The sequence below is a fragment of the Paenibacillus pedocola genome (genome assembly GCF_031599675.1).
Lineage (GTDB): Bacteria > Bacillota > Bacilli > Paenibacillales > Paenibacillaceae > Paenibacillus_AQ > Paenibacillus_AQ pedocola.
Genome location: NZ_CP134223.1, coordinates 5,378,384 through 5,391,375, shown reverse-complemented (window position 1 = coordinate 5,391,375; position 12,992 = coordinate 5,378,384). Strand labels below are relative to the sequence as shown.

The following is a 12,992-nucleotide window of genomic DNA, read 5'->3' as shown; positions in this document are numbered from 1 at the left end:
TTTCAATAAATGGATAAAATAAGCCGTAAAACTCAACTCTGTGGTATATCCCATATAGGAAAAGAGGACAGGTCATGAACGGCTGTTTGTTCATTCACGGCTTCACCGGCGGCGAATATGAAATCTCCCCGTTGTCACAGTTTATGGAGCAGCATAATTACCACTCCCGGACGTTTACCTTGAAAGGCCATGGCGGCAGCAGACAGGATCTGCTGCAGTCAGACCGGTTTGACTGGCAGAAAAGTGCTGAAGATGAATTGCATAAGCTGCTTGAAGATCATGAGGCCGTCCATCTGATCGGTTTTTCTACCGGTGCGCTGATCGCCTCCCATCTGTCTGTGCAATATCCGGCCCGTATCAAATCACTCACACTGCTGTCAACGCCTGTATTCCCGCTGAATCCGCTCGAGATTCTGAGAACGCTGGGCAGCCTGACCATGCTTAAGAATTACTTCAGCAAATTCGGCTCCACACCGGCAAAGGCCACCCGGGAATTTCAGCGGCTTGTCCGTGAGAGCTTTGACATCTATCCGCAAATAACAATCCCCACCCTGATCGTGCAGGGCAAAAGGGATCACCTGGTAAAGACCAAAAGCGCAGGCTTTCTTCAGCAGACCATTCCCTCCGAACGCAAGCAGATGCTCTTGATCGAAAAAAGCGGCCATATGGTCTGCCATTGCAACGACAGTAAGCGGGTATTGAACGAAGTGCTGCAATTCATTGAAAACTCAGGAGCTTCATGACGAGTATGGAACTTGGGGAATAGCGGTATCCCTCAGAAAGAGCCTATTTCACATCAGTCTGTGGAATAGGCTTTTGCTGTATGGAATACGTCTGAATTACATTGACAACATATCCAGTACATGTTAATTTCGATTGAGGGAAACCGGTTTCCTAGCATCAGTAAATAGTTCATTCTTATTAATAGAACCGGATCAATCATACCTTCAAAAGGAGACTGTATAAATATGCCTACACGCTGGTTTTTCTATCATACTGCCGAAGACCCGTTTGCTTTTCCCGCCGGCCCGGGTGCATTGAAGCTGCGGTTATTCGTGCAAGGCGGCCAGCAGTTATGCTGTACCGTAATTCATTCCGACCGTTATGATTCACCCGGCAGCGAACAGCCGCTGCTGATGGAGCGGGTCGGTTCTGCCGGTGCCTATGAGATTCATGAGGCCGTGATTTTAACGGAAACGGGTAAATGCAGATATTTGTTTCATGCCCAGAACCCGGCAGGTGAGTATGTATGGTTCGGAGAGAGGGGAGTGGCTGTAAACAGAGAGCATGCCGGGTCTTTTCAGTATGCCTATATGCACAGGTCGGAGGCGCTGAAGCTGCCCTCCTGGAGCACCGGGTCTGTTGTCTATCAGATTTATCCCAGCAGCTTCAACCAGGGAACTCTGCAGGGCATCACCGAAAAAATACCGTACCTCCAGGAGCTGGGGGTAACGGCTGTATACATGACACCTATTTTTGAGTCACCTTCTGAACATAAATACAATACTTCGGATTATTACCGGATTGACCCGGCTTTTGGCAGCATAGACGACCTTAAGGCACTTGTTGAAGAAGCGCACCGCCATGGCATTAAAGTATTGCTGGATGCGGTGTTCAACCATGCGGGAGATACGTTTTTTGCGTTTAGGGATGTCCTGGAGCATGGCGAGCATTCACGGTATAAAGACTGGTTCTTTATCCGTTCCTACCCGGTCCGTCAGCTTCCGTCGCCTACCTATGAAACCTTTGCCAAAGCAGAGGCTTCTATGCCTAAGCTGAATATGGATAACCCCGAGACCGCTGATTATATGCTTGCTGTGGCCAAATATTGGGTACGTGAAGCGGGAATTGACGGCTGGCGTCTGGATGTGGCGAATGAAGTGAATCCCCAGTTCTGGACACGGCTGCGCCGGGAGCTGAAAGCGGAGTTCCCCGAACTGCTGCTGATTGGGGAAATTATGCATGCATCCGGCCCGTGGCTAAGGGGAGACCAGTTTGATGGCGGGATGAATTATGTTCTGCGGGAGGCGGTGCTGGAGTTTTTTGCACTGCAGGCGAGCGGACCGGCGCGCTTTATGGAGCAGCTGCTTCATGCTGAAGCCTTATGCAACGATCAGGCCAACTCGGCCATGTTCCAGCTGCTCGGAAGCCATGATACAGAGCGCTTCCTGACAGCCTGCAAGGAGAATGGACGCGGCTGGGACCGGGAAGGCACGGCACTTAAGCGGATGAAGCTGGCTGTTTTTTTTCAGCTGACCTATATCGGCATTCCGATGATTTATTATGGAGATGAGGTTGGCATGGAGGGTGCGACCGATCCGCACTGCCGGAAACCAATGCTCTGGCAGGCGCAGGAGCAGAATGCGGAGCTGCATGAATGGTACAAGACGCTGATTGCCCTGAGAAGACAGCATACCATCCTGCAAAAGGGTGCATTCCGCCCCTGGTTCACTGACGAAGTGCGGGGTGTGCTTGGTTTTGTCCGGCGCTGGGAACAGGATAAGATCGGCGTGATCATTAATAATTCTCCGAATGCCTACCAGCTTGAACTATGCAGCCTCCGTTCTGACAAAAATGTGCTGACCGACCTGCTCAGCGGGGCAACCATCCGGAATTCTGGCCGGATACTCGTGGAGATTGAACCCTTCGGCTGTTTGCTGCTGTACTGAAATCCGGCAGATTCACGAATGCTTATTTACTCTTCTTATTTTTCCGGAGAGCCCGGTACTCCTGATTCTCCCACTGCTTCAGCAGCGGATAGGGATCAAAGGCCCATTCCGTAGTGCCGCGGTCACGATAAATGCCGTAATGCAGATGCGGAGGGAATTTGCCTTGAGTGCCTGGGCTGCCGTAGCCGGAGCTGCCGACCCAGCCGATAATCTGGCCTGGTGTTACAATATCTCCGCTTGTGACCGACTTATCATAACCGGATAAGTGCGCGTAATAGTGGTAGCGGTTCTCAATATCCCGGATACCGATCCGCCAGCCGCCGTAGCGGTTCCAGCCTTTCGTCTCAACGATGCCGAAGCAGGTGCTGCGTACAGGCAGGCCTTGAGGGGCAAAAAGATCCGTTCCCTCATGAATACGGGCGCCTCCCCAGCTTCTGCCTGTGCCCCAGGTGCTGCGGTAAGCATATTTATTTCCGAGGGGCAGCGGAAAGGCGCTGCCGGATAAATCCAGCCGTCCAAAATGCTCGTACAGCTTGGCAAACTGGGCCACCCGCTGGGCGGCACGGCCGTTATGATAATACTCCCAGACGCCGATACTGAAGTCATTGGCAGAATTGCCGTATTTCAGCAGATGCCTTGCCATGCTGTAGAGCAGGTCAGCATCATTTGAAGAATCAGCTAAGCCATCTCCTGAACCGTCATACCCCATTCCGCCAAAGAAACTGATCGATTCCGGAGAAGTATCCGCCTGGTCCGGATTCAGCGGGCCGGACCATACCGGACCCGGAATGCTGATGGCGGTAATGCGGGAGGGTGCCAGAGCATCTGCGGTTGCTTTTTTCTTGGCGATGGTTCGTTCGTATTGATCAATCGCAGCGAAGCGGAACCAGGGAATACTAGTGGCTGCACTCATCTGCTCATACAATTCTTTTCGTGCTGCCGCAGGGTCAACTATGCCTGCTGCGGAAGTGCTGCCGGACTGGACGGCCGGAAGGTTGTCCTTCCGGGCGGCTTCAGCGGCGGCAGCCTGGCTTGCGCCCCACAGCATTGCGGCTGCGGACAGGCACAATACGGTTCTCCATGGTAGGGTCTTTTTGAACAAGGCCAGCATGATAACTACCTCCTATAATCCGGGCGTGGAATGACGGCAACAGCCTTAGCTTAGGCAGCTGCCGGGTGCTTTTGTTATAGATTGGAGCAAAATGCTGTTTTTTATCCGTATCTGGCAAAGCTCCTGAATGGAGAGATAAAATTTAGTCAGGCAAATTTCACAAAAACAGGCAAATGCCTATTGCACATGCTATAATATGAGGCAGCAACTTTTAACCATGAGACTTATATTCAGGTGAAAGCGGGGTTTATTATTTTGACTAACCGAACAGCCAAACAGCCCAAGCCAGACTGGATTAGAATCAAGTTAACGACCGGTGATAATTATCAGGATATTAAAGGCATGATGCGGTCCAAAACTTTACATACCGTATGTGAGGAAGCGCGCTGCCCGAATATTTATGAATGCTGGGCGAACCGCACGGCTACCTTTATGATTCTCGGTGACATTTGTACACGTGCCTGCCGGTTCTGTGCTGTTAATACAGGCCAGCCCACGGAGCTTGATCTTCTCGAGCCGGAACGTGTTGCGGAAGCCGCAGAAGGTATGAAGCTTAAGCACTGTGTAGTAACCAGTGTAGCCCGTGATGATCTGAAGGATGGAGGCGCCAGTATCTTTGCCGAGACTGTGGCGGCTATCCGCAAGCGGCTCCCGTTATGCAGTGTGGAAGTGCTGATTCCTGATTTTCTTGGAGACCGGGAGAGTCTGGAGATTGTCATGAACAGCCGCCCGGATATTCTGAATCATAATATCGAAACCGTAGAGCGGATGTCTGACCGTGTACGGGCGAAAGCCAAGTACCGCCGGTCCCTGGAGCTGCTGCGCCGGGCAAAAGAGATGAAGCCGGATATTCCGACCAAATCGAGCATCATGCTTGGCGTAGGCGAGGAATGGGACGAGATCCTGCAGGCCATGGATGATCTCCGGGCAGTAGATTGTGATATATTGACTTTGGGGCAATACCTGCAGCCTTCCGACAAACATCTGGACGTGGTGAAATACTATCCGCCGGAAGAATTCGCTGCGCTTAAGGAAGAGGGGCTGCAACGCGGCTTCAGTCATGTGGAAGCAGGACCGCTTGTCCGCAGCTCGTACCATGCGCATGATCAGGTCAAGTCCGCTGCTAAGACCCGTGAGGAGCGTTCTGTGAGCCTGTAAGGCTTGCGGATTTTTAAGGTTTAATAAAGGTGGGGGTTGGAGCGTGAGCGATCAACTTACTCTTGGGGTTTGCTACACACACCCGCGTTGATGGAAGTCATGGAGAGGGATTTTGGAATTGGAGGAGCGGCAGCGTTCGCCTTTGTTGTCTGATTTCAACCGCTTAGCGGATTAATCGAGGAAATCAGACAACAACAGCGACCGGAAATCCAAAATCCATCGGAATGACGGGCTCCATCAACGCCCCCCTCAGATAAAATGAAAGGCAGGCGACACACGCTTGATCGTTATAGGTGGAAAAGGTTACGAGCTGATGCTCGATCATAAAGACGGCTGGAACCCGGAGGCATTCCGCGGGCGTTACAGCGAGGTCCTGGACCGTTACGATTATATAATCGGTGACTGGGGCTACAGCCAGTTGCGCTTAAAGGGCTTTTACCGGGACAATCACCCTAAGGTGAACCGGGATACAGCGATTTCCGGCATGGTGGATTATATTAATGAGTATTGCAACTTTGGCTGTGCCTATTTTGTGCTGCATAAGCTGAAGGAACTGCCGAAAGAGGGTACCTTTAAGGATATTCTGATCAAAGAAATTCCTGAACCCGGCACGGAGGAGGAGTCCTTAGAGGAATCCGCAGAGCCGGCGGCAACCGTCAGAGAACAGCGGGAGGCTCCATCCAAATCCTCAGCGAATGGAGGGGCTTCCTCCAGAGAGCATAATGGCAAGGATAGACCAGTACGCGAGCATCAGAGCCGGAATCACCGGAATAAGGACTCGCAGGGCAAGAAAAACCATAAAGAGTCCCAAGGCAGACAGCACAACCAACATTCGAATCACTCGCATAACCAGGCTCCGAATCCGCCGCAAAACCCTTCGAATTAACGGCGGTCTACCAAAAAGAGCACCCCATCAGCCATTTAAATGGTGTGATGAGGTGCTCTTTTCGTCTTACTACGTGAAAAATCTATTTAACAGATAATTTCAATTGTTTAGATGAAGCATTGTAGCTCCAAGTGAACGCGGGAAACTTCTTCGCGAAAGCACCGAGTTCAATCAATGTTTCATAGTCTTTGGTAATGGCCTCTTTAGAGGCCAGCGTGAAGCCGAATGCTTTGCCGGCTCCGTTCGTGAGCAGTACCTTCTTGTTCTTGGCATCCCAAGTAATGTCACTTTCAACAAGTGCAGCGAGTACACGTGCCGAAGCATACACCTTATTTCCCTGCTTCACCAACCCCAGATTTCCGGCAAATGCATGACCATTGACGTCCAGGATATGGTTATCGCCGGCCAGAGTGATGCTGGTCAGACCTGCAATCTGCAGGGCGGTGATCAGCTGAGCCGTGGAGCCCTCTACTTCAATATCCGGAGCCAGTCCGATATGGTTGAAGTCTTCTTTATTCGGAGTCAGATACTTCATGGTGGTCAGCTTCAGCATGTCGCCATTGGAGACGGGCAGAAGGCTCTGGATCCGAGCTTTACCGTAAGAACGGGTACCGATAATGGTTGCAAGTTTGTTGTCCCGCAAGGCGCCTGTCAACGCTTCAGAAGCGCTGGCAGTATATTCATTGGTGAGTACAACCACCGGTACGCCAATTTTGCTGCCGGCAGTAATTGTTACCGGAGTCAGCGCGCCGCTTTGATCGGAGGTGTACATCATGATCCCTGAATCTATGAATTTAGAGGCAATATTATAGGCCGAATCCATATAGCCGCCTGTATTATCGCGTAAATCCAGAACCAGTGATTGCATACCGGCTGCCCGCATGCTGTCAAGAACTGTGGAGAATTCTTCATCAGCACTCTGACTGAAACCGGTAATCGTGATATAGGCGGTATGATCACCAATGATTTGTCCGGTGACTGAGGTCGAAGTGATATCATTTCTGGTCACGCTGATGGTTTTGCTGGCGCCGTTTCTGCTGATGAGCAGGGAAACCTTCGTTCCCGCGGTACCGGCAAGCTCATCACCCGCAGTATCACTTACCGCAACGCCATTGATTTTGAGGATGGTGTCCCCGCGTTTCAGGCCGGCCTGCTCAGCCGGTGAACCTGCAATAACCTCTTCAATGTATAGCTCTTTAGTAACAGGAGTATACACCAGTCTTACACCGATGCCTACATATTCTAGGTCGACCATACTCTCAAACTCAGCGGCTTCTTCTTTGGTAAAGTAGGTGCTGTAAGGATCCTCCAGTGTGTTAACCATTCCGTCAATTGCGCCGCGGATCAATGTATCCTGATCAACGCCTTCTACATTATATTGTTCTAAATATTGCATGATTTCATTAATCAGATCGGTATTCGAAGAGGTCTGCGTGCTGTCGGCTGCCAGAGCTGCCGGCGAGAACATGACAGACAGCGCCAGACAGCCGCTGAGAACAGCAGTGATCACTTTAGCTGATTTCATTAGTGGATGCACCCTTTGAGTTTATTTGGTAATGCGATTGCAATGCCTCCTGAGCTTGCTGCCAGCCTAATCGAGATAGTAGAAATCATCAATCGTCCATGTTCCTGTCTCCGATTGATAGTACAGAAAGATCATTGGCTGTTCGTAGGTTTCACCGGTCCCGGCATCTTTTACGGTAACTTCAGCGTAAACAGCGGCTTCGCCTGAAGCATAGTAGTAGATATTCGAGGTATTCAGTGTATATTGAAGATCGTAATTATCGAAAATATCCTGCAAATCCGCCTTGCTGGATGCATCATACTCTTCCCCGTATGAGCTCATCTGGGCCATCGTTCCGTCGATGTTCTCACTCGTCATTGCCTGGAAGTACTTGTTGAGATTGTCCTTGATGGTGGTTGCATAGCCTTGCGGAATATCGGCGGATTTCATGCCTTGTTCACGTGTCAGCAGAACTGTCTTTTCCTGTGCATTGATTTCGGAAATTTTCCATACACCATTGGTGCGGACGAGATTGTACAGATATTCGACTTTCTCATCCGGCATGTAATATCCGCCGGTCCGGATTTCATTCTCGACGGTGTAGACAGTGGCTTCATCGCCTTGAATACTTAGGATTTTAAGAGTCTCAAGTGTAGTTTCCATATCATAATTCTGGAAAAAGGAGTTCAAGGAAGAGACCTCATCCGTATAGCTGTCCCCGTCATCGACAAGGGAGTAATAGCTTACGGCTTTTTCCTCATTATAGTATTGGACAGCCTGCTTGATGAGTGCTGTGATAGCCTTCTCATCACTTGCTGCTGTTGAGACAGCAGTGGTGATCTTCACACTTCTGTTAACAGCATCCCAGACCGCAGTGCCGCCGGTAGCCTCAGCTACAAAACGGAGCGGGACGTAGGTGGTGCCTTTGCTGGAAACAGGGGCTACGGTCAGTTTCTTAACCGTACCGTTGACGGAAGCACGGTTGCTGCCGATTTTGAGGCTGATTGTAAGATTAGCGCTGGTTCCGGTAACCGTTCCAGTCTTGGCATCCCATAACACCTGCATTCCAAGCTTTTCAAAAACAACCCGGAAAGGTACCAGTACAGAGTTATTATCAAGGTACGGGGCGCCGGCAGGGAATGTAAGACTGCTGCCGTTGACATAGACGGAGATCGGTTTGGCGGCGGCAAAAGCGGGGACCGCAAGCACGAGAGCCAGTAGGCTTACTCCAATTAAGGACAATAGTTTTTTCAACAGTTTCTCTCTCCTTTAAGTAGCAACACTATGTAAAATAGGTTCATTATACCATTTGATTTTTCTCTCTGTCTATCAATTCATGTCAGATAGAATAGAAAAGTTTGTAAAATTTACTGCGCATAAAAGAGCCGGGATTGCATGCATTTCCCGGCTAGTAAATCATAGGTGAGTCCGATCCTCAGATCAGAAAAGCTTCGCGGACGCGGTTCCAGAAAGGGAACGGGCGGTACCGGGCAAAGCTTATTTTTTTGTCGGATACTTGGCAGCGGACAGAAATCAGATCATCCACAGGAATATTGTTATGGTCAACCGTCAGCAAAAGACGCTGATCCTTGCGCGAAAAAATGTCGCAGTGATGATGCTTGGGCAGCATAAGGGGCGAACCCATCGTACGGAATACCCGATTATTAATGGAAGCTATTTCGGCAATCTGCAGCGCTTCTATCGAAGGATGCACCATTGCGCCGCCAAGGCTCTTGTTATAGGCTGTACTGCCTGACGGTGTAGAAATGCACAGTCCGTCCCCGCGGAACATTTCGAACGTAACATCATTGATATCCATCTGGATGACCACTGTTCCGTCAACACCCTTTAGAGTGAACTCATTAAGCGCAATGTGGGAAGTGGAACCGGATTTCTTGTGAATTTCCAGCTCTAGCAGCGGATAGCGCACGATGCGCGGCTGATGTGGCGCTAAATCGGTTGTTCCGCACATATGGTCGATCAGGGCAGGCAGCTCCTCTGCCTTCCAATCTGCATAAAAGCCGAGATGGCCGGTGTGCACACCGACAAAAGCAAGATTGGGAATCTGATCGATAAACGTATGAAATGCATGCAGCATGGTCCCGTCTCCGCCAATGGAGATGACGATTTCCGGAGACTCTGCGTCCAGCTCCAGGTTACGCTCCGCCGCCAGCTTGTGAAACTGCTCCGCAAGTTTAATGGACAACTCGTCTCCGCGGTCCAGAACATAATATCTCAAGATGTACAGGCTCCTTTGTATGTTTCAGTCATACAACGATCATAATCAATCTTGACCTGGAACACAATATTTGAACCTGTAAAGAATCGCAGCGGCGGTGTGCAGAATGCCTGAAGGGGATACTAATAGTCAGCTTATGGCCGCGGCCGGAGCAGCGGAGTTTTTCGCAGCAGCCAGACCAGCAGAGACAGCACCAGGGCTGCTCCCAGCAGCACGCCCAGCAGACCGAGGCTGGCGGCCAAGCCGGAGACCGGTGAAGAGGAAAATCCGGTAAAAGCAGGTAAAGAACTGAAGCCTGCAGACAGCCTGGAACCAACGACGGGTTTCCAGAGAAGGAGCAGTAAGACCGCAGACAGGAAGGCATGCACCAGCCTTGCTGCCATAAAGGGCAGATAGCGCAGGCCTGTACCGTTCAGAATGCTCGCTACCTGGGCGTGAACCGATAATCCGCCCCAAGAGAGGATGAAGGCTGCCGTTGCTGCTTTGAACTGCAGGGGGACAGAAGCAACGGCTTCACCGGCTGAACGGGCGCCAATCGTCACCTCGAAGAAGCCGCTGGCCAACGCCGCCGACAGCCCGGGCGGGAAGCCCGCGAAGGACAGCAGGCTGCCAAGGACGTTGAACAGGGCCGACATAACGCCGGCGCGGGTGAGCAGCTCCATGAGCACGTTGAAGAATACAACCAGCCCTCCGACGACAATAATAAGCTGCAGTGAGGACTGCACTGCGCTTTTAAGCAGCTCGCCCAAACTCCGTCCATCCCTGCGCCGGGCCTCAGCCATGGAGTTCAGCGCCAAGCGAAGCCTTCCTTCGCGTTGTCCCTCCGCAGCCTGTGGCAGACCGGACGACCCGTCAGGGTGCTTAGACATGACAGCGGGTTTGTCCTGGCGCCCGTGAAAGGACATCAGAAGACCCACAATCAATCCGCCGCCGTAGTGCGAGAGTGCCAGCACAAGCCCTAAGGAGGCATCGTGAAAAAAGCCGACCGATACCGCACCCAGCAGGAAAATCGGGTCCGAGGAGGTCGTGAAGGCCACCAGCCGCTCGCCTTCCACCCGGCTGATCAGTTGCTGGTCGCGCAGCTTTGCGGTTAATTTGGCACCGACTGGATATCCTGATACATATCCCATGGCGGCCACAAAACCGCCGCTGCCGGGGATATTGAACAGCGGGCGCATGAGCGGATCGAGCAGAGCCCCGAAAAGATGCACTACCCCGAAGCCAAGCAGCATTTCGGAAATGACGAAGAATGGAAACAGCGAAGGGAACAGTACGTCCCACCAGATGGCCAGCCCGCGCAGTGCTGCGGCAAGCGTATTTGCCGGGTGCAGCAGCACCAGCAGCATACAGCCGGCCAGGAGCAGGCCCAGCAGCGGTCCGCCCAGCTTTTTGAAAGTCATAAGCAACGCCTCCCGGTCTATGGTTAGATGTATGCAGAAAGTAGGACAAACAGCACAAAAAAGTTCGGAAAGCGATTACATTTCTCTGTGATTTTCAGCTTGAATTATGGTATTATAAAATTAATTAATGCACACCTTTTTTATATTAATAATTAGGGATGGAGTGATGGTGATGAGTGTAGTTGCCGGAGTTCTCGTTTGTGCTTTTGTATATGTTATCCGGGTCTCGCTCGTCCCTCCAGGTGATGAGGAATTTAGGACCTATTAAATAACTCCCAAGGTGCTAAACTTAAGTTTAGCGCCTTTTTTTTTGGTATAATAAATTTAGCCGTACATTAATATGGAAGAAAGCTGGTAACCTCCGATGAATCCAAACGCTAGTCTATATGATAACCTGGGGGGCGCTGAGGGACTTCACCGTCTGGTGGAAGTGTTTTATGCCAAGGTGCAGCTTCATCCGCAGCTAAGCCCGTTATTCCCTGCCGATATTACTCCTGTTATGGAAAAGCAGTATCAATTTCTCAGTCAGTTTTTTGGCGGGCCTGCACTATTCTCACAGCAGCATGGCCATCCGATGATGAGAGCAAGACATATGCATGTTCCGATTACACCGGAGCGTGCCGACGAATGGCTGGACTGTATGAAAGAGGCACTGGAGGAAACCGGTGTAGAGGAACCGCTCCGTTCATTTGTTTTGAGCCGGCTTGCTGGACCTGCACATCATTTTGTCAACATGCCTGAGGAGTAAGGAGTAGTTGATCGCGAAAGGATGAGGGCATTTGACAGAATTAGTCCCCCTGTATTCAATTAACGTAATTTGCAGCAACTGTGAACATGAATTTTCCACCTCGCGGGTGCGCCCAAGCCTTAAAAGAGCTATACGCCGTGATGCAGATTTCTGCTCCTATTACAAAGATGAGAATCCCGATTATTATGTTGTGCGCGTCTGCCCCAAATGCGGGTTCGCCTCCACGGAGAATTCAGCCGACAAGCTGGCCGACTGGCAGCGCAAAGCATTTAACGAACAGGTAGGAAGCCGCTGGAAAAACCGGGATTTCGGCGGGAAACGCAACTGGGAAACCGCTCTTGAAACCTACAAGCTAGCACTGATCTGCGCCCAATGTATCCAGGACAAGGAACGGATTATTGCCAGCCATCTGCACCATATCGCCTGGATGTACCGTTATAAGGGGGAGACGGCGCTGGAGCAGCGTTTCCTGCGGTATTCCCTGGATGAGTATATCAAGGTATTTGAGAATGACGGAATGGGCGGCAATGATGCCCGCCTGATGTTTCTGATTGGTGAGTTGAACAGACGAATAGGGGAGTATTTAAACGCAGTGAAATGGTTCTCGCGTCTGATTAATGACCAGAGGATTATGGACGCTGCGATGATCCGGGCGGCCCGTGAGCAATGGACGCTGCTGCGTGAACAGATGCGCGGTGACAATGTTGATCCGGACAGCATTCCCAATCTATAGCCGCTTGTAACGGAGTGCAGGTATGTGCAGTCAAAAAAAGCGCAAAACAGAGAGAGCCCTCTTTTGCGCTTTATTAGCAGCTGTCATGGTAACAGCGGTATATGGGGTTGTTTACTCCGATTACTCAGCGGACAGCACGGTCAAACAGCAGATAGTCAGCGTCATTATCGATGACCGTCGGGCTTGTACTGCAGCAGGGGAAAACCAGCAGCTTTTTTTTGCCGTCGCGCACGAGCTGCAATTCCTTCGGCTTCATCGGCAAAAGCACATTTTCCTCGTTGCAGAACGGACAATATTGTACATACAGGTCACCATAAATAATGTCATAAGGCCAGGTATGGCTGAAAGGAATCATTCGGTTCCCTTCTCAGGTGATGCCTCTGTCCCGCTGGTACCTTCACTCTGCTTCTTGGATAATTCGGCGATTTTTTGCAGCAAAATATGTTGAGGCATATGCATCAAGTGTTCCAGGGGAACGCCCAGCTGTTTGGATAGGGTGATCGCTGTTTCCGGTGAAATTTGCAGTGGTTTCATGTTGCAGCCC

Annotated in this window: 13 protein-coding genes; 6 read left to right on the top strand and 7 right to left on the bottom strand. The window is 50.9% G+C overall.

Going from position 1 to position 12,992, the window contains the following annotated elements; all coding sequences use genetic code 11:
* Positions 1-74 precede the first annotated feature (74 nt).
* Positions 75-743 (top strand): alpha/beta hydrolase, encoded by a 669-nt coding sequence (locus QU597_RS23895; RefSeq protein ID WP_310830121.1) that lies wholly within the window; start codon positions 75-77, stop codon positions 741-743.
* A 225-nt stretch (positions 744-968) separates the two neighbouring features.
* Positions 969-2,669 carry an alpha amylase N-terminal ig-like domain-containing protein gene (locus tag QU597_RS23890; RefSeq protein WP_310830120.1) on the top strand — a complete coding sequence of 567 codons (1,701 nt, stop codon included), beginning with the start codon at positions 969-971 and terminating at the stop codon, positions 2,667-2,669.
* Between the two features lie 22 nt (positions 2,670-2,691).
* Here the strand turns inward: QU597_RS23890 and QU597_RS23885 are convergent, their stop codons facing one another.
* On the bottom strand, positions 2,692-3,780 hold the full coding sequence (locus QU597_RS23885; RefSeq protein ID WP_310830119.1) for a M23 family metallopeptidase: 1,089 nt from the start codon (positions 3,778-3,780) through the stop codon (positions 2,692-2,694).
* A gap of 255 nt (positions 3,781-4,035) precedes the next feature.
* Here QU597_RS23885 and lipA point away from each other — a divergent pair, with 255 nt between their 5' ends.
* Together lipA and QU597_RS23875 are read left to right on the top strand one after the other, a co-directional pair.
* On the top strand, positions 4,036-4,938 hold the full coding sequence (gene lipA / locus QU597_RS23880; protein ID WP_310830118.1) for a lipoyl synthase: 903 nt from the start codon (positions 4,036-4,038) through the stop codon (positions 4,936-4,938).
* Between the two features lie 280 nt (positions 4,939-5,218).
* A complete protein-coding gene (locus QU597_RS23875; protein WP_310830117.1) occupies positions 5,219-5,824 on the top strand; it encodes a YutD family protein in 606 nt (201 codons plus the stop codon).
* 82 nt (positions 5,825-5,906) lie between these two features.
* Here QU597_RS23875 and QU597_RS23870 read toward each other — a convergent pair whose 3' ends face one another.
* From QU597_RS23870 to spoVV, 4 genes are all read right to left on the bottom strand, one after another.
* Positions 5,907-7,349, bottom strand: a complete 1,443-nt coding sequence (locus QU597_RS23870; protein ID WP_310830116.1) for a S41 family peptidase — start codon at positions 7,347-7,349, stop codon at positions 5,907-5,909.
* Between the two features lie 66 nt (positions 7,350-7,415).
* Positions 7,416-8,582, bottom strand: a complete 1,167-nt coding sequence (locus QU597_RS23865; protein WP_310830115.1) for a copper amine oxidase N-terminal domain-containing protein — start codon at positions 8,580-8,582, stop codon at positions 7,416-7,418.
* 181 nt (positions 8,583-8,763) lie between these two features.
* Positions 8,764-9,567, bottom strand: a complete 804-nt coding sequence (locus tag QU597_RS23860) for an NAD kinase (RefSeq protein ID WP_236335527.1) — start codon at positions 9,565-9,567, stop codon at positions 8,764-8,766.
* Positions 9,568-9,701: 134 nt separating this feature from the next.
* Complete coding sequence (gene spoVV, locus QU597_RS23855) at positions 9,702-10,967, bottom strand: dipicolinic acid transporter SpoVV (RefSeq protein ID WP_310830114.1); 1,266 nt, start codon at positions 10,965-10,967, stop codon at positions 9,702-9,704.
* A 364-nt stretch (positions 10,968-11,331) separates the two neighbouring features.
* On the opposite strand from spoVV, the gene QU597_RS23850 reads away from it, so the two are divergent.
* Together QU597_RS23850 and QU597_RS23845 are read left to right on the top strand one after the other, a co-directional pair.
* Positions 11,332-11,715: a globin domain-containing protein gene (locus QU597_RS23850; RefSeq protein WP_236335525.1), complete on the top strand. Its 384-nt coding sequence runs from the start codon at positions 11,332-11,334 to the stop codon at positions 11,713-11,715.
* A 31-nt stretch (positions 11,716-11,746) separates the two neighbouring features.
* Positions 11,747-12,448, top strand: a complete 702-nt coding sequence (locus QU597_RS23845; RefSeq protein WP_310830113.1) for a DUF2225 domain-containing protein — start codon at positions 11,747-11,749, stop codon at positions 12,446-12,448.
* A 124-nt stretch (positions 12,449-12,572) separates the two neighbouring features.
* Here QU597_RS23845 and QU597_RS23840 read toward each other — a convergent pair whose 3' ends face one another.
* Positions 12,573-12,803 carry a hypothetical protein gene (locus tag QU597_RS23840; protein WP_310830112.1) on the bottom strand — a complete coding sequence of 77 codons (231 nt, stop codon included), beginning with the start codon at positions 12,801-12,803 and terminating at the stop codon, positions 12,573-12,575.
* The gene (locus tag QU597_RS23835) at positions 12,800-12,982 is read right to left on the bottom strand and encodes a YycC family protein (RefSeq protein WP_206101911.1); all 183 of its coding nucleotides are present in this window, start codon (positions 12,980-12,982) and stop codon (positions 12,800-12,802) included. Before QU597_RS23835 ends, QU597_RS23840 begins: the two co-directional genes overlap by 4 nt.
* Positions 12,983-12,992 lie beyond the last annotated feature (10 nt).